The organism is Bradyrhizobium sp. CFUWI, from assembly GCF_056429085.1.
Window position 1 is genome coordinate 207,359 of the sequence record NZ_JBWJZE010000006.1, and the last position, 23,778, is coordinate 231,136.

The window sequence follows — 23,778 nt, forward strand, 5'->3', positions numbered from 1 at the left end:
CTTCGTCAGAGCCACCTACACCGTCGGCAACACCGAAAACGCCTCCCCTGCCCGGCGCAAGTTCAGCTCATCCGCACCGGCGGTCTCGCTCGTCACACTGTCGACGCGCGAGGATGGCGGGCCGTGGCGGCAAAGTGCGACCATGTCGGCGACATGCTTCGGCGCGCCGGCGAACAGCGCTTCCACGCTGCCGTCGCGGCGGTTGCGAACCCAGCCTTCAAGGCCGCTTGCCGTCGCCTGATACTCGACCCAGGCCCGATAGCCGACGCCCTGCACGCGCCCGCGGATCATCACCTGGAGAATTGCCCGGCTCATTTCTTCAATCCGAGGAGGTCGGCGCTGCGCGCCCTGACATCGGCCTCGCGCATGATGCGGGCCGTCAGCTCCGAGGATGCGAGCCCTCTGAGGCTTTTTGGCGAAGCACCCTCGCGAAGCGCCTTCAGGGTCTCGTACACGGCCTGTGTCGCGGCGGCGATCGGCGCATGGCCCTGCAGCGCGATGCGAACGCGCTGACCCGCGAGGTAATCGAGCGCGTTCAAGTCCTCGGGCGCGCCGCCGAGCACGATCGGCAGGCGCGTCGCAGCGCTCACCGCCTCGAGCTCGGCGCGCGACTTGATGCCGGTGAAGAACAGCGCATCGACACCGGCGGCCTCATAGGCCTTGGCGCGGCGGATCGCGTCCTCGAGCGAGGTGATCGAAGCCGCTCCCGTGCGGCCTATGATGACCAGCGAGGCATCAGTGCGGCCGCCGAGCGCGGCCTTCATCTTGCCGACGCCTTCCTCAAGCGAGATCAGCTGCGTCTTCGCCTCGCCGAAGGCAGCCGGCAGCAGCGTGTCCTCGATGGTGAGACCGGCGGCGCCCGCGGCCTCCAGCTCCTGCACGGCACGGCGCACATTGAGCGCATTGCCGTAGCCGTGATCGGCATCGACCAGCACGGGCAGCGCGGAGGCGCGCGACATCCGCCGCATCTGCTCGGCAAGTTCGGTGAGCGTGATCAGCGTGTTGTCGGGATCACCGAGCACCGCAAGCGAGGCAACCGAACCGCCGAACATGCCGAGCGGAAAGCCGAGGTCCTCGGCGATGCGGATCGAGATGGCGTCGTAGACCGAGCCGGGATGGACGCAAGTTGCGCCCGACAGGATGGAGCGAAGTTGCTCGCGGCGGGAACGAAAGGCCATGGGTGCCTCACTCATTTGTAGCGACGCAGCCGCAACAGACTCGATCATTGCGAGCGCAGCGAAGCAATCCAGGATCTTTCCGCAGAGGCAGTCTGGATTGCTTCGCTGCGCTCGCAATGACGGTGTTCGCGGGGACGCTGAGATCCCCACGAAGCGCTTTACGCAAACTCCAGGATCAGCGCGTCCACCGCCAGCGTCGCGCCGGCGCTGGCGTGGATCTTCTTCACCGTGCCGTCCTGCTCGGCGCGCAGCACGTTCTGCATCTTCATGGCTTCGACCACCGCCAGCGTCTCGCCGGCCTTGACCTCCTGCCCCTCGCTCACCGCGATCGAGACCACGAGGCCGGGCATCGGACAGAGCAGCTTCTTGCCGCTGTCGGAGGCCGTCGTCACCGGCATCAGCCGCGCAGAGGTCGCCTCCGCTTCGGTCCAGACATAGACCGGCACCTCGACACCCTGATGCGCGAGGCGGATGCCGTTGGCGATCGGACGCGCCTGCACCGCGACGAGGTGGCCGTCGATGGTGCCCTGCCAGACCGGATCGCCGGGCTTCCACGGCGACTGCAGCAGATGCGCATTGCCGGCCTTGCCCTCCGCGTCGACGAAGCGGATCGCGATCGCCTCGCCCTCGCGCGCGACCTCGAGCTGGATCTCCTGGCGGTCGAGCCAGACCGCGCGGCGCCGCTCGCGCTGCACGACGCGGCCGCCCATCTGGCCCGAGATCTGCCGCTTGCGCTCCCCCAGCACGTGATCGATCGCGGCGCCGACCGCGGCGATGCGCCGTGCGACCTCGCCTTCCGGCACGCGCACCGCAAAGCCCTTGGGAAATTCCTCGGCAATGAAGCCGGTCGACAGCCGCCCCTCGCGCCAGCGCGGATGATGCATCAGCGCCGACAGGAACGGGATGTTGTGACGGATGCCGTCGACATAGAACGAATCCAGCGCGGTCGACTGCGCCTCGATCGCAGCCGCGCGCGACGGCGCGTGGGTGACGAGCTTGGCGATCATCGGATCGTAATGGATCGAGATCTCGCCGCCCTCCTGCACGCCGGTGTCGTTGCGGATGGTGATGCCGTCCTGGCTCGCTTCCGCCGGCGGGCGATACTTCACGAGCCGCCCGATCGAGGGCAGGAAGTTGCGGAACGGATCTTCGGCATAGAGACGCGATTCCACCGCCCAGCCGGTCAACGTGACGTCCTTCTGCGCGAGGGCGAGCTGCTCGCCGGCGGCAACGCGGATCATCTGCTCGACGAGATCGATGCCGGTGACGAGTTCGGTAACGGGATGCTCGACCTGGAGGCGCGTGTTCATCTCCAGGAAATAGAAGCTCTTGTCCTGCCCGGCGACGAACTCGACGGTGCCGGCGGAATCATAGTTCACGGCCTTGGCCAGCGCGACGGCCTGCTCGCCCATCTTGCGGCGCGTCGCCTCGTCGAGCAGCGGCGACGGCGCCTCCTCGATGACCTTCTGGTTGCGGCGCTGGATCGAGCATTCGCGCTCGCCGAGATAGATGACGTTGCCGTGCTTGTCGCCCAGCACCTGGATCTCGATGTGGCGGGGATCGACGATGAACTTTTCGACGAAGACGCGGTCGTCGCCGAACGAGGCTTTCGCCTCGGCCTTGGCGAGATTGAAGCCTTCGGCGACCTCGGCCTTCGAATGCGCGATGCGCATGCCCTTGCCGCCGCCGCCCGCGGACGCCTTGATCATCACGGGATAGCCGATCTCGTCGGCGATCTTGACCGCGTGCTTGTCGTCCTCGATGACGCCGAGATGGCCCGGCACGGTCGAGACCTTGGCCTTGGCGGCCGCCTTCTTCGACTCGATCTTGTCGCCCATCGCCGCGATCGCGCCGGGGTTGGGACCGACGAAGACGATCCCGGCCGCCTCCAGCGCGCGCGGAAACGACTCGCGCTCGGACAGGAAGCCGTAGCCGGGATGCACGGCCTCGGCGCCTGTCTTGCGGCAGGCCTCCACGATCTTCTCGATCACCAGATAGCTCTCGGCGGCCGCCGGCGGACCGATCAGCACGGCCTCGTCGGCCATCTCGACATGGAGGGCGTCGCGGTCGGCCTCGGAATAGACCGCAACGGTCTGAATTCCCATGCGGCGAGCGGTCTTGATGACCCGGCAGGCGATTTCACCGCGATTGGCGATCAGAATGCGTTTGAACATGCTTTTTCTTGAGTCTCGACCTTGGGCGGGACCCTTCCCTGACCGTTGGGGCCTATGGGGGACGGGGCGTGTGGCTTCCGTGGTACATCAAAATGGGCTGGAGGCAACGGTCTAAATCCGGCCCGCTGCTGGCGTACCAGCGCAAGACCGAGACCGGTTCGGGAACGGGGCTGCCGAGCCCCCTTGTGCCCTACGCCTTCCCGGGCCTGGACGCGGACTTGGCCACGTCCTGGACCAGGCCGTGAATGAAGCCCAGCTTGCCGACGACCGCGGGCGACAGGATGAACGGATAGAGGTCGCGCAGGCCCATGGCGCGGTTGACGTTGTTCATGGCGAAGGTGAAGGGCAGCCATGCGTTGACCAGCGCCTCGACATCGCGGGCCTCGTAGGGGTTGAAGCGGATGCGCGCCGTCAACTCCCCGTCGCGGTCGACCTTGGGGCGCACCTCCATGCCGAACTCGCCGGCCATCTCCAGAGCATCCACGATGTGGACGTAGTGCGCCCAGGTTTCGGCGAAATCTTCCCAGGGGTGGGTCGTGGCATAGGCCGAGACGTAGGTCTGCTGCCAATCCGGCGGCGGGCCGTCGGCATAATGGCGCTGCAGGGCCTGGCCGTAATCGATGGAATCATCACCGAAGACGGCGCGGCATTCCTCGAGCTTGCCGCCGCCCTGCACCAGCACGTCCCAGAAATAGTGCCCGACCTCGTGACGGAAATGCCCGAGCAGCGTGCGGTACGGCTCGCCCATCTCGAGCCTGCGCCGCTCGCGCTCGATGGTGTCGGCTTCGGTGAGCGCGATCGTGATCAGACCGTTGTCGTGGCCGGTCAGGATCCTCTCGCCGCTGTTTGGATCGTCGGCGAGGAAATTGAAGATCAGACCATGCTCGTGGTCTTCATGCCGCGTCCGGAGCGGCAGCTTCCAGCGGATCAGGGAATAGAACAGACGGTGTTTCGCCACCTCCAGCTCGCGCCAGCCGGCGAGCTGGGCCGGATCCGAGAGGTTCGGCACCATCCCATTGTGGCGGCAGGCGCGGCAATAGCCGGTGGCGTCGTCCGCGTCCGTGAGCCAGTTGCAGGCGTCGTACCCGGCGTTCCGGCACAGCATCCGGCTTTCGCCCTTGCTGGCCAGCATCCTCCAGGCCTCTCCGTCGGGTTCGATCGCCGACATCGTTTCCTGCTCCGGCAGGAAAGCGACCCGATGGCCGCAGCGTTCGCAGGCGCGATTCTCGAAATACAGCACGTTGCCGCAGGTCTGGCAGAGAAAGAGCTTCAAGATTTAGCCTCTTCGGAAAGGAGAGCTTCATGGAAGCTGGTCATTGCGCCTCGCGACGACGCGTCCGCCGGCTGATCGTTCCAGTCTCTGGAACAAATTGCCAGACCAGGCATTGGCATGACGTAGTCTTTGCGGTCCGCGCAAGTCCTCATTTTCCCGCGACGCGCTCCCTCGTAGGCAATGGCCATCACGCTCCGTCTGTGTGAATATCGGTCCGGCACGTGCGCTCCCGCATGACAACGGCCGACGCCTTGAACGATCCCTTACCCGAGACCATCGCCGCCGAAAGGCTGCGCCAGCACCTCGAAGACGTCGCGCGCGAGCGCGACAACGCCTATCGCGCGCTCCAGGAGCGCGAGGCCGAGCTGGCACGCGTCCAGCGCATCGGCAAGGTCGGTGGCGTCGAGGTCGACTTTCGCGAGGGCTTCAAGAATCGCCGTTCACCTGAGTATCTGATCATCCACGGCCTGCCGCCGGAAGCTGCCCAGGAGTCGCACGAGGATTGGGTCAATCGTCTCCATCCCGACGACCGCGACGCCGCCGTCAAGCACTTCATCGATACGCTCGCCGGCACCAGCGAAGACTACACCGCGGAATACCGCATCATCCGCCCCAATGACGGCGAGACCCGCTGGATCCGGGTCGTCGCCAAGATCGAACGCGACAAGGATGGCCGCGCCGTCCGCCTCGTCGGCGCCCATATCGACATCACCGACCAGATGCTCGCCCGCGAGACCCTGCGCGAGAGCGAGGAGCGCTTCCGCCTGATCGCCGACAGCGCGCCGGTGCCGATCTGGGTGACCAAGCTCGACCGCAAGCGCTCCTTCGCCAACCAGGCCTATGTCGACTTCGTCGGCCTGCCCTACGATCAGGCCATCGACTTCGACTGGCGCAAGGTGCTGCACCCCGACGACCTGCCGCACGTGCTGCAGCAATCCGTTGAGGGCGAAGCGTCACTCAAGCCCTTCGTGCTGGAAGCGCGTTACAGGAATGCCAGCGGCGAATGGCGCTGGCTGCGCTCGGAATCGCAGCCGCGTTGGGATCCGACCGGCAAGCATATCGGCTTCATCGGCGTGGCCCACGACATCACCGTCGCCAAGCAGGCCGAGATCGAGCTGCGACAACTCAACGAGACGCTGGAACAGCGCATCGCCGAGCGGACTGCCGAGCTCGAGTCCAACGAGTCCCGGCTCCGCGCCATCCTGGCCACCAGCAACCAATATCAGGGCCTGGTCAACCTCGAGGGCGAATTGCTCTATGCCAACCGCACCGCGCTCGACGGCATCAAGGCGAGCGCCGCGGACGTGATCGGAAAGCCGTTCTGGGACACGCCCTGGTTCACCGGCACCGAGGGCATGAGCGCCGCCGTGCGCGAGGCCTTCGACACCGTGCTCAAGGGCGAGCCCGTGCGGCTGGAGATGCGCCTGCGCCTTCCCATCGGCGAGCGCGATTTCGACTTCGGCATGCGCCCCGTGCTCGACCGCCAGGGCAACATCACCGGCGCCGTGCCCGAGGCCGTCGACATCACCGAGCGACGCCTCGGCGAGGAAGCCTTGCGGCAGTCGCAGAAGATGGAAGCGATCGGCCAGCTCACCGGCGGCGTTGCGCATGACTTCAACAACCTCCTCACCATCATCCGCTCGGCCACCGATTTCCTGCGCCGCCGCGAGCTGCCGGAAGAGCGCCGCCGCCGCTACGTCGATGCCATCTCCGAGACGGTCGAACGCGCTTCCAAGCTGACCGCGCAACTCCTGGCGTTCGCGCGACGGCAGCCGCTGAAACCCCAGATTTTCAACGTCGGCAGCCAGGTGGAGGCCGTCGCGCAACTGGTCCGGCCGCTGGTCGGCGGCCGTATCGACATCGCGGTGGAGATTCACGACGCCGACTGCTTCACCGTCGCCGACATCGCCCAGTTCGAGGCCGCGCTGATCAACCTCGCCATCAACGCCCGCGACGCCATGGACGGCGAAGGCCGCCTCACCATCGCCGTGCGCAAGGTCTCCGGCATCCCCAGCCTGCGCGCGCAGTCTGCGCGCAGCGGCGACTACGTCGCCATCTCCGTCGCCGACACCGGCAGCGGCATCGCGCCGGAACATCTCGAATCGATCTTCGAGCCGTTCTTCACCACCAAGGAGGTCGGCAAGGGCACCGGCCTCGGCCTCAGCCAGGCCTTCGGCTTCGCGAAGCAGTCCGAGGGCGACATCGCGGTGACGAGCAGGCAAGGCAAAGGCGCCACCTTCACCATCTACCTGCCGCAGGCACAGAGTCCAGTCGCCGAGAAGGAAGCCGCGGCGCTGACCCACGAAGCCGCCACCACCGGGCGCGGCTACCGCGTGCTCGTGGTCGAGGACAATGACGATGTCGGTCAGTTCTCGACCGAGCTGCTGGAAGATCTCGGCTATGTCGTCCGCCGCGTCGCCAACGCCAACGCGGCCCTTGCCATCCTCGGCGAGAACGAATTCGCCGTCGACCTCGTCTTCTCCGACGTCATCATGCCCGGCATGAACGGCGTCGAGCTCGCCGGCGTCATTCGCGAGCGCTATCCCGGCCTGCCCGTGGTGCTCACCTCCGGCTACAGCAACGTGCTCGCCGAAAACGCCCATCGCGGTTTCGAACTGATCCAGAAGCCGTATTCGGTGGAATCGCTGTCGCGCATCCTGCGCAAGGCTATCACGGAGAAGCTGTCGGTGGCGCGGTAGATGTGAGCCAGCCAGAAAGCTGTCGTCCCGGACATGCGCGCCTCCAAGCGCGCGCCGATCCGGGTTTTGCAGGTTTTGCCCGCTACATGGGCGGCACCGTATTGAGGCTGGCGGATCCGTCCCGGGCACGGTAGTCAGGGGCGGTTTTTGGAGATCGACTTGCCGACCCCGCCGTCTGCCGCCATCTGGGCCTGGAGCATCATCGTCGTCGCGACCGCAGGCGTCATCATCCGTCCGTTTCGCCTGCCCGAGGCGGTCTGGGCCGTGATCGGCGCGAGCGCGCTGGTGCTGCTCGGCCTGCTGCCATGGCAGGACGCGCTCACCGGAATCGAAAAGGGCCTCGACGTCTACCTCTTCCTGATCGGCATGATGCTGATCGCCGAGCTCGCGCGGCTCGAGGGCCTGTTCGACTATCTCGCCGCGCTCGCGGTGGAATACGCGGCCGGCTCGCCGCAGCGTCTGTTCCTGCTGATCTATCTCGTCGGCACGCTGGTGACGGTGCTGCTCTCCAACGACGCCACCGCGATCGTGCTGACGCCCGCCGTCTATGCCGCGACGCGCGCGGCCGGCGCAAAGCCGCTGCCCTATCTCTTCGTTTGCGCCTTCATCGCCAATGCCGCAAGCTTCGTGCTGCCGATCTCCAATCCGGCCAATCTCGTCGTGTTCGGCGCGCGCATGCCGCCGCTGACCGAATGGCTGCGCCTGTTCGCCCTGCCGTCAATGGCCTCGATCCTGCTGACCTACATCGTGCTGCGCCTGACCCAGCACCGCGCGCTGAAGGAGGAGACGATTGCCCGCCGCGTGCCGCATCCCAAGCTCGGCCGCGGCGGCAAGCTGACGGCCGTCGGCATCGTCGCGATCGGCGTCGTGCTGGTCACGGCGTCGGCGCTGGACAGGCAACTGGGCCTGCCGACCTTCATCTGCGGCGGCGTGACGGCCACGATCGTGCTGCTGCTCAGCAGGCAGTCGCCCATGCCGGTGCTGCGGGGCGTGTCCTGGAGCGTGCTGCCGCTGGTCGGCGGGCTCTTTGTCATGGTGGAGGCGCTGATCAGGACCGGCGTGATCGCGCAGCTCAGCGCGCTGCTGCACCAGGCGGTGGCGCAATCGGTTCCCCAGGCGGCCTGGAGCGTCGGCATTGCGACCGCGCTCGCCGACAACATCGCCAACAACCTGCCGGTCGGCCTCGTCGCCGGCTCGGTCGCCGCTAGCGATCATTTGCCCGCACCTGTCGTCAGCGCCATCCTGATTGGCGTCGACCTCGGCCCCAATCTGTCGGTCACCGGATCGCTCGCCACCATCCTCTGGCTGGTCGCGCTCCGCCGGGAAAAGATCGAGGTCGGCGCCTGGCCGTTCCTCAAGCTCGGCCTCCTGGTGACGCCGCCCGCATTGATCGGGGCGCTGGCGGCGGCCATCAGGTAAGGCGCAGCTTTCGAAATTGAATGCAAGCTGTTTGCGGTGCGTCAATGCCGGTGGCGACGCCATGGCTAAGAATCGAGTGTCGCGCAAATCGGATGGATATCGCGCGGCAAGGAAGGTTCATCATGCCGATCCAATCGAAGGCGTTGCCGCAGAGCTCCTTTGTGCGCCGCGCGTTCCGGCGCCTCACCGCAGCGAGCGAGGGCGGCGCCGAGACGGCCCACCCCCTGCTGGTCGTCACCGCATTGGTGCTGTTCACCCTGTTCGCCATGGTGGAAATCGACCTCCACTCGGCCCAGCTTCAGGCGATCGGCCTGCTCGGCCATGGCACGGGAATCGATCCGGTCTTCCTGGGTCCGTAGTCGCCGGCGCGCAGCACCCCGAAAATATCTCCCGATCGCGGCGACGACGCCGCGACCGGGCAGCCTTTCTCAGTCGTTCTCGTAGCCGTAGACTTCCGGCAGGATGAAGATCGCGGCAAGCAATCCGATCAGCGGAAAGATCGCGACCATCAGCGTGGCATTGGCCTGCCCGATCGCGGCGAACACCGTCGGAAACAGGAAGATCGCCAGGAACGACGGCAGCTTCACGAACATGTAGGCGAAGCCGCTCGCGGTGCCCCGATACTTGGGCTTGGCGACCATGGTCGGGATCGTCATGCAGTTCGACGCGTCCCAATAATGGCCCCACAACATCGCAGCGGCCGCGAACGGCAGCAGGATCTTGTTGTCGGTGTAGAGCGCGAAGGCCGCGACCAGCAGCGCGGCCAGCACGATCGAGAAGCCCGCGATCGAGATGCCGCGGTGGCCGATCTTCGGCGTCAGCAGCGGACCGACCCAGCCCGACAATGCGGCGAAGGAGAACAGCGCCATCGTCACCAGATTGATGCCGAGCACACTCGACACGCCGACCATGACGAACAGGACCGGCAGATAGAACGCGAAGGTCGAGAACTCGCTGGCCTGCACGAAGCAGGCGATCCAGCCGTAGATCGTCGCACGCCAGCGGATCGGATCCTTCCTGAGATCGGCGAGGAATGCGCGGGTCGAGACCTTCGGCACCTCGACGTCCCGGTCCGGCAGCATGTCGAGATTGTCGTTGAACATCTCGCGCGCGACCTGCTTGGCCTCGCGGTAGCGGCCTTTCTGCACCAGCCATACCGCCGTCTCCGGCACGTCGTGCCGCATGATCAGGATGATCAGCGCCGGCACCGCGCCGAGGCCGAGCGTCACCCGCCACAGCATCTCGTGATTCATGTCGATCAGGAGGAAGATCACGATGACGCCGATGGTGAGGACCTCGCCGACCGCGAACATGAACTGCCAGCGGTTGCCCATGACCTCGCGCTCACCCTTGGCCATGGATTCCATGATGTAGGTGTAGCCGGTCGAGATGTCGGAGCCGAGCGGAATGCCGAGCAGGAAACGGATCACGATCAGCCAGGTGATATCGGGCACGAAGGCCTGCGCCAGCGCCAGCACGATGAACAGCACCATCGTGGCCAGGAACATGACGCGGCGGCCGATCTTGTCGGAGAGCCAGCCGCCGAGCAGTGCGCCGATCAGCGCGCCGCCCTGCGTGCCCGCCGCAGCAAGTCCGAGCATCAGTGCAGTGGGGTTGTACTGTTCCTTGATGAAGATCAGCACGAAGGCGATCGAATAGAGGTCCCAGGCCTCGACCAGGATCGAGGCCATCATCAGCCAGCCGACCTTGTTGCCCTTGGGGCTGTAGTTCGTGATGAGGTAGCGGACCGCGGCTTCGCTCGCGGTCGGTTGTGGCATCGCCATCGTTGACATTTTCTTGGGTCCTCTTCTTCGAAACTCTCTAGGTGCCGAGCAGCGGCTCGATGCTGCAATCAAGCAGGCGCGGGTCGATCCCCGCCTCCATGCCCGTGAACATCTCGCCCATGTAGTCGATCAGGGCATCGCTCGCCCTCACCGCGTCCTCGACGCGGCGGTTGGCAACGGCCGCGAGAATGGCGAGATGATGATCGATCGTGCCTGACAGATCCGCCTGCCCCGGCATGAAGCGATGGTGGATGTAGCCGATGCGCCGATACAGCGTGTGCAGCGGCCGCATCGTGTGCACCAGGAACGGCTCGCCGGCCGCCTCCAGCACCAGCGCGTCGATGCGGCGGTCGATATGATTGAATTGGTCGAGCGTCAGATTGGCGCGGCGCTCGCGCAGCAGCCGCTCGATATGCAGCGCCTGATTGCGATGCGACAGGCTGGCGCGATCAGCGGCGAGGCGGATCACGAAACGCTCCATGTCGCGGCGCAGCCCCAGCAGCATGCGCTCGCGCGCCAGATCGATCGGCGCGATGTGCAGGCCGTGACGGGGCCGGATGATGATCAGGGTATCGGCCGAGAGACGATTGACGGCGTGATGCACCGGTGTGCGCCCGAAGCCGGTGATGTGCTGCAATTCCAGCATCGTGATGAATTGTCCGGGCTTGAGCTCGCAGTGGACAAGGAGCTCTTCGATCTTCTGGTAGGCCAGCTCGAAGAAATTGAGCCGGTTGCGCCGCGAGGGCTTGCCCTCGCCGTCGTCGTCCTTTCTCACCACCTCGAGCGCGCGTTTGCGCTTTGCCATGTCGTTCTCTCCCGTCGGCCCGCGCTCTCGTTGCTGGATGGCGCCCTGTTTGTGCGAGCCTTAAAACATGTTGTGATATATTACAAGCGGGCGTAAAACTCCCGCGCGACCTGCAACATGTTGCAGTGCGAAATGAACGACGGACGCGCGACGTCTGTAATGGGAGGACAATTGCCGTGAAGATCACGTCGATCGAGACGCTGCGTACCGAGGAATTTTCCAACGTCATTTGGGTCCGCGTTCACACCGACACAGGTGTGATCGGGCTCGGCGAAACGTTCTACGGCGCAGGCGCGATCGAGGCGCAGATCCACGACACCTTTGCCGGCCGCCTGCTCGGCCGCAATCCTCTGCACATCGAAGCGATCCATCGCGACATGCTCAACCTGCCGATGGCACAGTCCTCCACCGGCGTCGAATATCGCGCGGCCTCGGCGATCGACATCGCGCTGTGGGATCTGTTCGGCAAGGTCTGCAATCAGCCGGTGCACCAGATGCTCGGCGGCCTCTGCCGTGACAAGCAGCGCATCTACAACACCTGCGCCGGCACGCAATATGTCCGCTCCACCAATATCAGCCCGGTCTCGAACTGGAATCTCGGCGCCGCCAAGGGGCCCTACGAAGACCTCGACGGCTTCATGAACCGCGCCGATGCGCTGGCCGAAAGCCTGCTCGAAAGCGGCATCTCCGCGATGAAGATCTGGCCGTTCGATCCGGCGGCGCAGGAGAACAAGGGGCTCTACATCACCGCCGCCCAGATGAAGCAGGCGATCGAGCCGTTCGAGAAGATCCGCAAAGCCGTCGGCGACAGGATGGAGATCATGGTCGAGCTCCACTCGCTGTGGAATCTGCCGACCGCCAAGCAGATCGCGCGCGCGCTCGAGCCCTACAAGCCGACCTGGTACGAGGATCCGATCCGGATGAACTCGCCGCAGGCGCTCGCCGAATACGCCCGTTCGACCGACGTCTGGGTCTGCGCCAGCGAGACGCTGGGCTCGCGCTTCCCCTACAAGGACATGCTCGACCGCGACGCCATGCACGTGGTGATGGCCGATCTGTGCTGGACCGGCGGCCTCACCGAAGGCCGCAAGATCGCCGCGATGGCCGAGACCTATCACCGGCCCTTCGCGCCGCACGATTGCATCGGCCCGATCGGCTTCATCGCCGCCATCCACATGTCGTTCAGCCAGCCCAACACGCTGATCCAGGAATCGGTGCGCGCCTTCTACAAGGGCTGGTATAATGAGCTCGTCACCACGATGCCGGTGATCAGGGACGGTTTCGTCTATCCGATGGAGGGTCCCGGCCTCGGCGTCGACCTCCTGCCTGATGTCTTCGACCGCTCCGATCTCACCGTGCGCCGCTCCAACGTCTAAAGGACTTCCGACATGAGCACTTCCCTGTTCGATCTCTCCGGCCGCACCGCGCTCGTGACCGGCTCGTCCCGCGGGCTCGGCCGCGCCATCGCCGAGGGCATGGCGAAGGCCGGCGCCAGGATCATCATCAACGGCGTCGATCCCAAGCGGGTCGAGCAGGCCGTCGCCGAATTCCGTGCGGCCGGCCATCAGGCCGAAGGCGCCGCGTTCAACGTCACCGACGAGCCCGCCATCCTCGCCGCGTTCAGCGACTTCGACAAAAAGGGTATCGCGGTCGACATCCTCGTCAACAATGCCGGCATCCAGCACCGCAAGCCGCTGGTCGAGTTCACCACCGACGAATGGCGCAAGGTGATCGAGACCAACCTCACCAGCGCCTTCGTGATCGGCCGCGAGGCGGCCAAGCGCATGATCCCGCGCAAGCACGGCAAGATCATCAATATCGGCTCGCTCGGCAGCGAGCTCGCCCGCCCCACCATTGCGCCCTACACCGCGGCCAAGGGCGGCATCAGGAACCTGACCCGCTCGATGGCGGTGGAATGGGCCCAGCACGGCATCCAGGCCAATGCGATCGGCCCCGGCTACATGCTGACCGACATGAACGAGGCGCTGGTCAACAATCCCGACTTCAACAATTGGCTGATGGGCCGCATTCCCTCGAAGCGCTGGGGCAAGCCGGACGAGCTGGTGGGTGCGGCGATCTTCCTGGCGTCGGACGCCTCCACCTACGTCAACGGCCAGATCATCTTTGTCGATGGCGGCATGATCGCCGCGATGTGATCGCGAACCAGGAGCAGCCCCATGCGTGCCGTCGTCATTCACGCCCCGAAGGATCTGCGGATCGACCTCTACCCCGATCCGGCGCCCGGCCCGGGCGAGGTCCGCGTCAAGATCGCCAATGGCGGCATCTGCGGCTCCGACCTGCATTACTACCATCACGGCGGTTTCGGCGTCGTCCGCATCCAGCAGCCGATGGCGCTGGGGCATGAGATCGCCGGCGTGGTCGCTGATGTCGGCGACGGCGTCACCTTCGTGAAGCCGGGCACGCGCGTTGCGGTCAACCCGAGCAAGCCGTGCGGTGTGTGCCTGCATTGCCAGGAGGGCATGCGCAACCAATGCCTCGACATGCGCTTCCTCGGCAGCGCGATGCGCTTTCCCCACGTGCAAGGCGGTTTCCGTGAGTTCATCACGGTCGACGCCACGCAAGCCGTGCCGATCGCGGACAAGCTCTCGCTCGCGGAAGCAGCGGTCTCCGAGCCGCTGGCGGTCTGCCTGCATGCCGGCAAGCAGGCCGGCCCCCTGCTCGGCAAGCGCGTGCTGATCACCGGCTGCGGCCCGATCGGCGCGCTGATGATTTTGGTGTCACGCTTCGGCGGCGCGGCCGAGATCGTGGTGACCGATGTCGCCGAGGCGCCGCTCGCGGTAGCCAGGAAGCTCGGCGCCAGTCACGCCATCAACGTCGCGGCCGATGCCACCGCGCTCGATCCCTGGCGCGCCGGCAAGGGCGTGTTCGACACGTTGTTCGAAGCCTCCGGCAACCAGGCCGCGCTCCGTACCGCGCTCGATGTGCTGCGCCCCGGCGCCACGCTGGTGCAGCTCGGCCTCGGCGGCGAGATGACGCTGCCGATCAACTCCATCGTCGCCAAGGAATTGCAGCTGCGCGGCACCTTCCGCTTCGACCCCGAGTTCGAGTTGGCGGTGCGCCTGATGGGCGAAGGCCTGATCGACGTCAAGCCGCTGATCACGGCCACCATGCCGTTCGACAACGCCGTCGCCGCCTTCGAGCTCGCCAGCGACCGCTCGCAGTCGATGAAGGTGCAGCTGACGTTCTGAACCGCGCTACTGGCTCTCGATCAGCCGGTCACTGACCAGCCGCACGGCCCCGCGCTTCCAGGAATAGTCCGCGCCCATGCGCAGGCCGCTGTCACCACGCGTCAGCACCGTGCCGGTCCTGGCGTCCCGCACCTGGAAGCCGAGCGTGTATTCGGTGCGGCTCACCCGCCGCACCACGCCGATCAGCGACTGATCCGCGCCGAGCTCTTTCGCGATCGCCGCCTCGCAACCGCCGCAATCGCGCAAGGCACGCCCCTTCTCCGTCTCGCCGCGCGCGCCGCCGACGTCGACGATGCGGTAGCGGCCGGATTGGCCCAGTGCCTCCCGCACGCTGCCGGTCACCTCGGCCATGTATGCCGCATCCGACGCCGCCGATGTGCCGGCCGAGGCTGCGGTCGTATCCTCGAGCTCGAAATCGAACACGGCGAGCGCAATCGGCGCGGGCGCTGCCAGCGCAGCCATGATCTCGCGGGAGACGAAGATCTCGGCGCGCTCCCAGGCTTCATCATTGTCGCCGCGGAAGCTGTAGAGCTTGTCCATCACGAGCCTCTTGGCGCCGACGTCGATCACCGCGACCTTGGCCCATTGCACCAGCGTGCTCGTCTTCTGGATGCCGCCGATGACCTTGAACGCGGCACCGTCCTCGGCAGAGGGCACCAGCCGATAGCGTCCACCCTCGCCGATATCCCGCCTGAGCGCGGCCATGAACGCCTGAAGCCGGCGTTCGTGGGCAGCAATCTGGTTGGTGGGCTCGCCCGATGTGTCGGTATAGCTGAAATCCTCCATGGCAACGCCAATGGCGGCCTCGGCGGCAGCAGGAGCATGGGGCAGGACCAAGAGGAGAACAGCAGCAAGGATCAATCGGAAGAAGTGCATGAGCAGGGCCTCGCCAAGACCAGCGGTTGGCAAATCTCGGCGGCAGGCCGAGGCCTCTGCAACGGCGACCGTCCCGGTGAGCCCCGGGAAAATTTCACGACGTTGCACTGCGATAACGCGCGGCGCTTTCCGCGGCCGGCGTTCTGCCGTTTAATGCGGAGGCGACAAAACCGTTCGCGCAAGGTGCCCCGATGTGGAACCGCCCGAGATTCGATCTCAAGGTCCGTCTGACGTTGCGCGTGGCCGCCATAACCGCCGCCTGCTTCGCCGCAATCTCCGCCTATTTCCTGATCGCCGCCGACCGCGACGCCCATGCCCGCATCGACGGCATCGCCGCGATCGTGGCGAAGTCGCTGGAGCTGCAACAAGGCAAGATCCAATGGGTGCCCGGTCCGCGCTCGGACTTTCCCAACCTTGACCCTGTCGCGGCCTATGTGATGACGCCCGGCCTATGCCTGGCATTCCGCGGCGCGAGCGGCGAGATGCTGCAGCGGTTCTGCAGCGGTGCGCCGGCCCCGGCGAGCCCGCCGCCGCAGGCCTTCGCGGCCTTCTATCGCAGCCTGTTCGATCCGGGCCGCGAGGCGGCACGGCCCGTGACGGTGCGCGGAGCCAGGCTCGGCGAGATCGTGGTGTCGGTCGATCCGGCGGTGCGGACGGCGGAGGCCTGGCACGACGCCGGCCGTCTGACGATCGCGCTTGCGATCGCGCTGCCGCTGTTGTGCCTCCTGGTCTACGCCGCGCTGGCACGCGCGCTGCGCCCGACCCGCCTGATCTGCACCGGCCTCGAGCGGATCGCGGCCAACGATCTCACGGCGCGGCTGCCGCCGTTCGATCTCGCCGAACTGTCCGCGATCCGCGACGGCTTCAACCATCTCGCCGAAAGCCTCGACAATGCGCTGGCCGAACGCAGCGAGCTGACGCGCAAGCTGATCGCGCTGCAGGACGACGAGCGCCGCCATCTCGCCCGCGAGCTGCACGACGAGTTCGGTCAGTCGCTGGCCGCCATCCGCGCGCTGGCCTCCTCTGCCCGCCACACCGCGGCCCAGGACTGCCCTGCTTTGCTGTCCGAATGCGACGGCATCGCGCGAACCGCGACCGGCATGATGGAGACGCTGCGCGGCGCGCTGTTCCGGCTGCGGCCGCCCGACGTCGAGGAGCTCGGCCTCGTTGCGAGCCTGGAAGGCCTCGTCGCCGGCTGGAACGGCCGCAGCCGCGGCGAGACGCGCTTCACGATCCAGTTCGACGGCGCGTTCGAGACCCTGCCGGCCGCGATCAGCGCCAATCTCTACCGCATCGTGCAGGAGGCGCTCACGAACGCCGCCAAGCATGCCGGCGCCACCAAGGTCGGGGTCCAATTGACGATGGCCGGAGAGGAGATCGCACTGGCAATCGACGACGACGGCCGGCCCGGCGATGCCTCGAGCAAGTCCGGCATGGGCCTGCTCGGCATGCGCGAGCGCGTGGCCGCCTTGCGCGGCCGGATGAGCTTCGACGTCGGCCCCAACGGCGGCTCGGCGCTGCGCGTCGTCATTCCGCTCGCCGCCACCGAGCCGCCGGTGCTGGAGCATGCGGCATGACCGCGGCCGATGCGTCGATCCTGCTGGTCGACGACCATTCCGTCGTCCGCGAGGGCTATCGCTCGGTGCTCCAGAAGCAGCCGGGCCTGCGCGTCATTGCCGAAGCGGCCGACGGCGCCGAGGCCTACCGGCTGTATAAATCGGAGGCGCCCGATCTCGTCATCATGGATTTGAGCATGCCCGGCATCGGCGGCATCGAGACGGTCAGGCGGATCAGGCAATGGGACAAGGGTGCGAGGATCCTCATCTTCACCATGCACCAGAATGCGGGTTTCGCGGTGCAGGCGATCCGCGCCGGTGCCAGGGGTTACGTCACCAAGACCAGCCCGCCGGAAACGCTGGTGCGCGCCGTGATGGACGTGCTCGCCGGCAAGATCGCTATCAGTCCCGACATCGACCACGAGCTCGCGCTGAGCCGGCTCGGCGGCGAAAGCTCGGCCGCCGACGTCCTCACCGCCCGCGAGTTCGAGGTGCTGCGGCTGCTGCTCGCCGAGAAGACGACGGACGAGATCGCCGGAACGCTCCATGTCAGCCCAAAGACGGTGGCGAACCTGCATTCGCTGATCAAGGACAAGCTCGGCGTCGGCTCCGACATCGAACTGGTCCGCCTCGCGCTCCGCCAGGGCCTGCTGACGGAGCCCGATCTCGGCGAGGGCTGATCGTCCTCGCGCCACCGCGGATCATTCGCGCGCGACCACCTGGTCCAGCCACGCGCAGTTCAGCGGCGGCACGCGCGGATCGGCGACGCGAACGCCACGGGCGGCCGCATCCAGCCGCATGTCGCGCAATCGCTTGCGCTGCTCTTCCGGCATATGGAGCCGCTCATGGCCCCACAGCGACGGCCCGTCGAAGGTCTCGTGCGGCTGCCAGGTCTCAGGATCGATCACGCGCCCGCCCCAGCCATATTCGATGAAGAAGCCGGAGGGCGTGTTCACGTAGAACGACGTCATGTGATCGTTGGTATGCCGGCCCAGCGTGTAGGCGACGCGGCCCTCGTCCAGCTGCGCCAGGTCGTAGCCCTGACCAACATCGTCGAGGCTGCCGAGCTCGACCATGAAATGATGCATCGCTTTCCGCCCGGAGCCGACCATCGCAAAGCTGTGGTGGCGGCCGTTGACGTGGAAGAAGTACAGTCCATAGGGCTTCAGGCCGAAATCAGAGACGTGAAAGCCCAGCACGTCGCGATAAAATGGCAAGAGCAGCTCGACATCCTCCACATTGAGCACGACGTGCCCCATGCCCAGCGCGCCGGTGCGAAAACCCGAGATCGGCCGGCCCGGCCTGAAGGGCTCGGCCGCAAGCTCGGGCTTGCAGAAGGCCTCGAGCCGATTGCCCGCTGGATCGGCGAACGAGATCAGCTCGGTGACATGCCGCTCATCGGCAAGCGAGCGCGATCCAGGCGTCACCTTGACGCCGTGGCTTTCCAGCCGGCCGGCGAGGCGGTCGAGCTCTGCGCTTGACGGAACTTCCCACCCCATCACAGCGAGGCCGGCATCGCTGCTGCCATCGACGATCAGCCGCTGCTTGCGATCGTCCATCCGGAAGGCGCGCATCTTGCCGCCGCGGTCGACCTGCTGCATGCCGAGCAGCCCCGTCGCCATCCGGCCCCATTGGTCGAGCTGCGATGAATTGATTCCGATATAGCCGAGCGCGGTGATTTCCATCGAAGTCCTCCCGAAGGCATCGCGTGTGCCGCAATGCGGCGAACTTGATACCGGCCGCGCACGATCCTACGGTGGCGCTCCGCAATCGCTTCGCGCTCGCAACGATAATCGCGGTACCGTGCACCACAAGGGAGGAAATGCGAAGTGTCCAAGGAGCGGACGGGGCCGAGGGCGCCGCGGCAGTCGGAAGGCGTCCGCGCCTTCAAGCGCGGGCTCGACGTGCTGCGGGAGGTCAACCGCTCCGGCGGCATCCGTGCCGGCGACGTTGCCCGCGCGCTCGACCTGCCCCGCCCCACCGTCTATCGCCTGCTCGAAACGCTGGAGGAACTCGGCTACATCGCCCGCAGCGCCAGCGACGACCGTTTTCGCGTGACCCGGCGGGCGCTGAGCCTCGGCGACGGCTACGATCCCGGCGTCGTGATCTGCCAGGCGGCGGCGCCCTATCTCGCCGAGCTCAGCAAGACCCTGGTCTGGCCGGTCGATCTCTCCACTTATGAGAACGCCGCGATGGTCGTGCAGGAGACCACTCACGCGCGCAGCCCGCTCTCGATCGACCGCGGCATGATCGGCAAGCGGCTGCCGATGCTGCGCACCTCGGCCGGCCGCGCCTATCTCGCCGCCTGCCCCGACCACGAGCGCGAGCTGATCCTCAATCACCTGCGCCGCATCGACGAGGCGGACGACCGCCCCTTCCTCGAGACAGGTCGGCTCGCCCGCATGATTGCCGAGACGCAATCGCGCGGCTACGCCATCCGCAGCGAGGGAGAGTACAATGCGAAGACCGCGTCGATCGCCGTGCCGATCGTGCGGGGCGGCGCGGTGTTCGGCTGCATCTCCATCATCTGGATTCGCTCGGCATTGGCGATCGAGGACGCGATTGCGCAGTTTGTCGGACCGATGCGCGATACCTCCGAGGCGATCCCGGTCGGCGCCTAAAGCATGATCCGGAAAAGTGCGCAGCGGTTTTCCGAAAAGATCATGCTTAAACAACAACCTAAAGCGCGATGACGATTCATCCTAATCGCATCGCGCTTTAGCTCACCCGTACCGGCAAGGATGCCAGGCCCCGCAACACGTTGTTGAGCGCCAGGACGGGCTCGCCGATATCGAAGTGCCGGACCTTCTCGACCAGAACTTCGAGCAGCGCGGTCATCTCCAACCGGGCCAGATGCAGGCCCGCACACATGTGGCTGCCATTGCCGAACCCGAGATGATCGCTGGCACGCCGACGCACATCGAAGCGCTCCGGATCCTGCCACTTCCGCTCGTCGCGATTGGCCGATGCATAGAGCAGCAGCACGCGACTGGCCTTCGGGACGGTGACGTCCCCGATCGTCGCGTGATCGGTCAGATGGCGCGTAAATCCCCGTATCGGAGATTCCAGGCGCAATGCTTCGTTGATCGCGCCCGGAATCAAGGCGGGGTCCTGCCGCACAAGATCCCATTGATCGGGATATTTGCCGAACAACAGGATCAGGTTCGCCGTCGCAAAGATCGTCGTGTCGAGGCTCGGCCCCAGATAATCGCGCATCAGCACCGGGCAGCGCTCGGGCTCGATCTCTCCACGGTCCGCGGCCGCGAAAATCCTGTCACCCCAGCTGCCCGGCCGCAGGCGCTCGCGGATGGCGGAACCGCCGAGATAGTGACGCATCTCCTGCACATCGGCCATGGCCGCACAGGCGCGATCATTCATCGCTCCGAGCACGTTGAACGTCGCTGACGCCCATCGAAGCATGCTGCCGCGCCCATACTCCTCCAGACCCACGAGCTTGGATACGATGGTCAGCGGCAGATGCTGCGCCAGATCCGTCACGGCGTCGAACCGCCCCCGGCTCACGAGATCCTCGACGAGTCGCCGCGCCTCCGCCCTGATCTCGGGTCCGATCTCGTCCAGCGCTCTCGGCAGCAAGGGAGCTGCGATGATCGCACGCAAGCGATCGTGCAACGGTGCATCGCTCGCGAGCGTCGTGCCTCTCGACATCTCGTTGACATGATCGTTGGCGGCAACGCCCTCGGCCGAGGAGAACAGGCCGGAATTGCGCAAGGCTGCGCGGACGTCCTCGAAACGGCCGACCGCGTAGAGCCCGTTGCGCGGGAGCCAAACAGCTGCCCCCAGATCGCGCAACGCGCGATAGTGCCGATAGGGTTGGCGCAGGACGTCGTCGGCGTAGAGATCGACGTCATAGACCGGACATTCCGTCACAGGCATGTTCCCCGCTCCGTTCTGCCGCTCAGCGCACTGCGATCCATTCGCCCTTGTCGAGCTTGCCGAGCGTCAGCGCGCTCGGGTCCAGTCCGGTGTGGTCGTTCGGCCCGTAATTGTAGACGCCGCGCGATCCCGCGACGCCCCTCAGCCCCTCGATGGCGCTTCGCAGACCTTCCCGAAATTCCGCGGTTCCCGGCTCTCCCGTCTTCAATGCCGCGGGCACCGCCTGCTCGATCAGGATCAACGCGTCGTAGGCCGAACCTGCAAAGATGTTGCGGCTGCCGGGTCCAAACTTGGCCTCGTAGCGCTGGATGAACGCGAGCGCCGCCTTCTTGGCGGGATAATCGTCCGGGAAAGACGCAGCGCCCACGGCCGGGCTCAGCGGCACGTAGATGCCGTTGCCCTGGGTGCCCGTCAGCTTGCGGAAATCGCCGAATGTGGCACCGAGCGTCCCGTAGATCTGCCCCTCATATCCCTTCTCCCGCAATTGCATCAGCGGAAGGGCCGCCGGTGCGCCCGAGGCCGCAATCAGAACCGCATCCGGCCGAGTTGCGATGATCTTGAGGATCTGCCCAACCACCGTGGTATCTGTCCGCGCGTATTTCTCGTCGGCGACGAGCTCGATCCCGGCAGTCGCGCACATGTCGGCGCTGACCTTGCTCCAGGCATCGCCATAGGAATCGCCAAAGCCGATCAGCGCGAGCTTCTTGACGCCGGTCTTCTTCATGTTCGCGAACAGCGGCGCCGCCTCGTGATCGTCATTGGTTGTGGTCTTGAATATCCAGCGCCGCCTGGCATCGACCGGGGCCACCAACGCATTGACGGGCGCAAGCGTGATCACCGGCAACTTGTATTCAACCGCCGGATCGATCACGGCGAAAGAGCCCGGCGTCGAGGTCGGCCCGACGAGGATGTCGATCTTGCTCTCCTGGTAGAGCTTCCGCAGCGCGCTGACCGCCGCGGTGCTGTCGGAGGCTTCGTCAAGGAAGAGATAGTTGACCTTCCTGCCGGCAATCTCGGCCGGGCCGAAAGCCGTGCCGTTCCGCTCGGCATTGCCGATCGCTGCGGCCGGTCCGGTTGCCGAGAGGATGATCCCGACGTTGATATCGGCAGCAAAACCCGGCGCGGCGCAGAGTTGCACCGCAAGGCATACGCCCAGCATCGTTCGCAGCATCGCCATCTCCTCCCGGCGGCCGCCTCGCAGGCAGCCTGCACTTTATTGCTGTTGCACTGATCCTCCTTAGCCACATGGAGCCTGAAGTGCTTAGTGCGATCGTCGAATCGTCCGGCTGGTGGACAGTGGGCGGAAGCCGGGACCGGCGTCCGCTGGGCGGACACTTCGGCCAGCGGCGTTGATGCTGCGGCGCAGCTTGGGGAAGAGATAGCTCCATGCAAGATAACGCCACGCCCGAAAACTTCGACGTCGTGATCGTCGGCCGCGGCCCGGTCGGCGCCACGCTCGCCAACCTGCTCGGCCTGTGCGGCGTGCGCACGCTGGTGCTGGAGCGCGAGGCGCGGACCTATCATTTGCCGCGCGCGGTGCATTTCGACGACGAATGCATGCGCGTGTTCCAGACCATCGGCCTGGCCGACGCCATCCTGCCGCACGTGATCCTGAGCCCCGGGATGCTGTTTCTCGACGCCGACGGCCGCATGCTGCTGGACTGGTCCCGTCCGCAAACGCTGACCCCGATGGGCTGGCATCTCAGCTATCGCTTCCACCAGCCCGAGCTGGAGGATGTCCTGATCGGCGGCCTCTCCCGCTGGCCACACGTCGCCTTGCGCAATCGGTGCGACGTCTTCGCGCTCGATCAGGACGAGCGTGGCGTGCGCGTCCGCTACGAAGACCTCTCGAACGGAAAGCTCACTGAAGTCCACGCAGCCTATGTGATCGGCTGCGACGGCGCACGCTCGCTGGTCCGCCGCTTCATCGGCTCCGGCATGGACGATCTCGGTTTCCACGAGCGCTGGCTGGTCATCGACGTGCTGCTCAAGCGCGCGCGCGACGATCTTGGCGACTACAGCCTCCAGCATTGCGATCCCAGGCGGCCCGCGACCTATGTGCGCGGCACCGGCACGCGGCGGCGCTGGGAGATCACGGTTCTTCCGGACGAGGACTCCCAGGACGTCGCGCAACCAGCCAAAGTCTGGGACCTGCTGTCGCGCTGGATCACACCCAACGATGCCGAGATCGAGCGTGCTGCGGTCTACACTTTTCATTCCGCGATTGCCCAGCAATGGCGGAATGGACGGTTGCTGCTCGCGGGCGATTCCGCACATCAGACCCCGCCCTTCCTCGGCCAGGGGATGTGCGCGGGCATCCGCGATGCCGCGAACCTTGCCTGGAAGCTCGACGCCATCATCCGGGGCGGCGCCAGGTCCGAACTGCTCGACAGCTATCAGAGCGAGCGCCTGCCGCATGTGCGCGAATTCATCGAGCTCGCCATTCGCCTCGGCGGATTGATCAACACCAAGGCGATCGAAGCGGGTCTGGCTGCGGGCGAGCCCCGCGAGAACGCGCCGGTGAAGCTCGAGGTGAAGAAGCCCCTGCTCGGCCCCGGGCTGGCACCCCGCGACCTGCCTCTCGCCGGAGATCTGGCGCCGCAGTTCGAGCTGCGAGACGGCAGCCGCAGCGACGACCAGGTCGGCTACAGCCATGTGCTGTTCGTCGCAAACGCGGCCGCTCTCTCCCTGCGCCCGGCCCTCGCCCAGACAGGACTCAAGATCCTGAGCAGCGATGACGCGCCGGCCATCGGCGACTGGCTGCGCAAGCACGACATCACCGCCGCGCTCGTTCGCCCCGACCGCTATGTGCGCGGCACGGCCCGTAGCGAAGCCGAACTCGACCAGTTGATCGCCGCCATCCAGCCTTTAGCCTGCGTGCCGTCCGCGGCCTGACCGAACATTTCTCAGG

The 23,778-nt window shown here is 66.2% G+C and carries 20 protein-coding genes; 10 read left to right on the plus strand and 10 right to left on the minus strand.

What is annotated here, in order from left to right:
- Positions 1 to 15 precede the first annotated feature (15 nt).
- The 4 genes from AC066S_RS15600 to AC066S_RS15615 form a co-directional block, all read right to left on the minus strand.
- The gene (locus tag AC066S_RS15600; RefSeq protein ID WP_126258191.1) at positions 16 to 315 is read right to left on the minus strand and encodes an acylphosphatase; all 300 of its coding nucleotides are present in this window, start codon (positions 313 to 315) and stop codon (positions 16 to 18) included.
- Positions 312 to 1,178, minus strand: coding sequence for an isocitrate lyase/PEP mutase family protein (locus AC066S_RS15605; protein WP_478270114.1), 867 nt, complete (start codon positions 1,176 to 1,178; stop codon positions 312 to 314). Before AC066S_RS15605 ends, AC066S_RS15600 begins: the two co-directional genes overlap by 4 nt.
- Positions 1,179 to 1,336: 158 nt before the next feature.
- Positions 1,337 to 3,352 carry an acetyl-CoA carboxylase biotin carboxylase subunit gene (locus AC066S_RS15610; protein WP_478270115.1) on the minus strand — a complete coding sequence of 672 codons (2,016 nt, stop codon included), beginning with the start codon at positions 3,350 to 3,352 and terminating at the stop codon, positions 1,337 to 1,339.
- A 190-nt stretch (positions 3,353 to 3,542) separates the two neighbouring features.
- Positions 3,543 to 4,625, minus strand: a complete 1,083-nt coding sequence (locus AC066S_RS15615) for a zinc-binding metallopeptidase family protein (protein ID WP_135169931.1) — start codon at positions 4,623 to 4,625, stop codon at positions 3,543 to 3,545.
- A 221-nt stretch (positions 4,626 to 4,846) separates the two neighbouring features.
- Between AC066S_RS15615 and AC066S_RS15620 the strand changes: the two genes are divergently transcribed.
- The 3 genes from AC066S_RS15620 to AC066S_RS15630 all read left to right on the plus strand — a co-directional run bounded on the left by AC066S_RS15620 (position 4,847) and on the right by AC066S_RS15630 (position 9,102).
- Positions 4,847 to 7,324 (plus strand): hybrid sensor histidine kinase/response regulator, encoded by a 2,478-nt coding sequence (locus tag AC066S_RS15620; RefSeq protein ID WP_478270116.1) that lies wholly within the window; start codon positions 4,847 to 4,849, stop codon positions 7,322 to 7,324.
- Positions 7,325 to 7,483: 159 nt separating this feature from the next.
- A complete protein-coding gene (locus AC066S_RS15625) occupies positions 7,484 to 8,743 on the plus strand; it encodes an arsenic transporter (RefSeq protein WP_478270117.1) in 1,260 nt (419 codons plus the stop codon).
- 122 nt (positions 8,744 to 8,865) lie between these two features.
- Positions 8,866 to 9,102, plus strand: coding sequence for a hypothetical protein (locus AC066S_RS15630; protein WP_164718682.1), 237 nt, complete (start codon positions 8,866 to 8,868; stop codon positions 9,100 to 9,102).
- Between the two features lie 69 nt (positions 9,103 to 9,171).
- On the opposite strand, the gene AC066S_RS15635 is transcribed toward AC066S_RS15630, so the two are convergent.
- On the minus strand, positions 9,172 to 10,536 hold the full coding sequence (locus AC066S_RS15635) for an MFS transporter (RefSeq protein ID WP_135164287.1): 1,365 nt from the start codon (positions 10,534 to 10,536) through the stop codon (positions 9,172 to 9,174).
- A 28-nt stretch (positions 10,537 to 10,564) separates the two neighbouring features.
- Positions 10,565 to 11,332: a GntR family transcriptional regulator gene (locus AC066S_RS15640; RefSeq protein ID WP_478270118.1), complete on the minus strand. Its 768-nt coding sequence runs from the start codon at positions 11,330 to 11,332 to the stop codon at positions 10,565 to 10,567.
- Between the two features lie 176 nt (positions 11,333 to 11,508).
- Here AC066S_RS15640 and AC066S_RS15645 point away from each other — a divergent pair, with 176 nt between their 5' ends.
- The 3 genes from AC066S_RS15645 to AC066S_RS15655 are packed head-to-tail and all read left to right on the plus strand — an operon-like array spanning position 11,509 to position 14,541.
- Complete coding sequence (locus AC066S_RS15645) at positions 11,509 to 12,708, plus strand: mandelate racemase/muconate lactonizing enzyme family protein (protein WP_135169927.1); 1,200 nt, start codon at positions 11,509 to 11,511, stop codon at positions 12,706 to 12,708.
- Between the two features lie 12 nt (positions 12,709 to 12,720).
- Complete coding sequence (locus tag AC066S_RS15650; protein WP_126258182.1) at positions 12,721 to 13,488, plus strand: glucose 1-dehydrogenase; 768 nt, start codon at positions 12,721 to 12,723, stop codon at positions 13,486 to 13,488.
- 21 nt (positions 13,489 to 13,509) lie between these two features.
- Complete coding sequence (locus tag AC066S_RS15655; RefSeq protein ID WP_135169925.1) at positions 13,510 to 14,541, plus strand: L-idonate 5-dehydrogenase; 1,032 nt, start codon at positions 13,510 to 13,512, stop codon at positions 14,539 to 14,541.
- Between the two features lie 6 nt (positions 14,542 to 14,547).
- Here the strand turns inward: AC066S_RS15655 and AC066S_RS15660 are convergent, their stop codons facing one another.
- On the minus strand, positions 14,548 to 15,417 hold the full coding sequence (locus AC066S_RS15660; RefSeq protein ID WP_478270119.1) for a DUF3280 domain-containing protein: 870 nt from the start codon (positions 15,415 to 15,417) through the stop codon (positions 14,548 to 14,550).
- 191 nt (positions 15,418 to 15,608) lie between these two features.
- Here AC066S_RS15660 and AC066S_RS15665 point away from each other — a divergent pair, with 191 nt between their 5' ends.
- Positions 15,609 to 16,994: a sensor histidine kinase gene (locus AC066S_RS15665; protein ID WP_478270120.1), complete on the plus strand. Its 1,386-nt coding sequence runs from the start codon at positions 15,609 to 15,611 to the stop codon at positions 16,992 to 16,994.
- Positions 16,991 to 17,653 (plus strand): response regulator, encoded by a 663-nt coding sequence (locus tag AC066S_RS15670; RefSeq protein ID WP_478270121.1) that lies wholly within the window; start codon positions 16,991 to 16,993, stop codon positions 17,651 to 17,653. The genes AC066S_RS15665 and AC066S_RS15670 overlap by 4 nt, the downstream gene beginning before the upstream one ends.
- A gap of 21 nt (positions 17,654 to 17,674) precedes the next feature.
- Here AC066S_RS15670 and AC066S_RS15675 read toward each other — a convergent pair whose 3' ends face one another.
- Entirely contained in the window at positions 17,675 to 18,658 is a 984-nt protein-coding gene (locus tag AC066S_RS15675) for a VOC family protein (protein WP_478270122.1), read from the minus strand.
- Between the two features lie 144 nt (positions 18,659 to 18,802).
- Here AC066S_RS15675 and AC066S_RS15680 point away from each other — a divergent pair, with 144 nt between their 5' ends.
- A complete protein-coding gene (locus tag AC066S_RS15680) occupies positions 18,803 to 19,594 on the plus strand; it encodes a DNA-binding transcriptional regulator (RefSeq protein WP_375304289.1) in 792 nt (263 codons plus the stop codon).
- Positions 19,595 to 19,691: 97 nt separating this feature from the next.
- On the opposite strand, the gene AC066S_RS15685 is transcribed toward AC066S_RS15680, so the two are convergent.
- Both AC066S_RS15685 and AC066S_RS15690 read right to left on the minus strand, forming a co-directional pair.
- Positions 19,692 to 20,867, minus strand: coding sequence for a cytochrome P450 (locus AC066S_RS15685; RefSeq protein WP_478270123.1), 1,176 nt, complete (start codon positions 20,865 to 20,867; stop codon positions 19,692 to 19,694).
- A 22-nt stretch (positions 20,868 to 20,889) separates the two neighbouring features.
- Positions 20,890 to 22,038, minus strand: a complete 1,149-nt coding sequence (locus tag AC066S_RS15690) for an ABC transporter substrate-binding protein (RefSeq protein ID WP_478270124.1) — start codon at positions 22,036 to 22,038, stop codon at positions 20,890 to 20,892.
- 215 nt (positions 22,039 to 22,253) lie between these two features.
- Here AC066S_RS15690 and mhpA point away from each other — a divergent pair, with 215 nt between their 5' ends.
- Positions 22,254 to 23,762 carry a bifunctional 3-(3-hydroxy-phenyl)propionate/3-hydroxycinnamic acid hydroxylase MhpA gene (gene mhpA, locus AC066S_RS15695; protein WP_478270125.1) on the plus strand — a complete coding sequence of 503 codons (1,509 nt, stop codon included), beginning with the start codon at positions 22,254 to 22,256 and terminating at the stop codon, positions 23,760 to 23,762.
- Positions 23,763 to 23,778 lie beyond the last annotated feature (16 nt).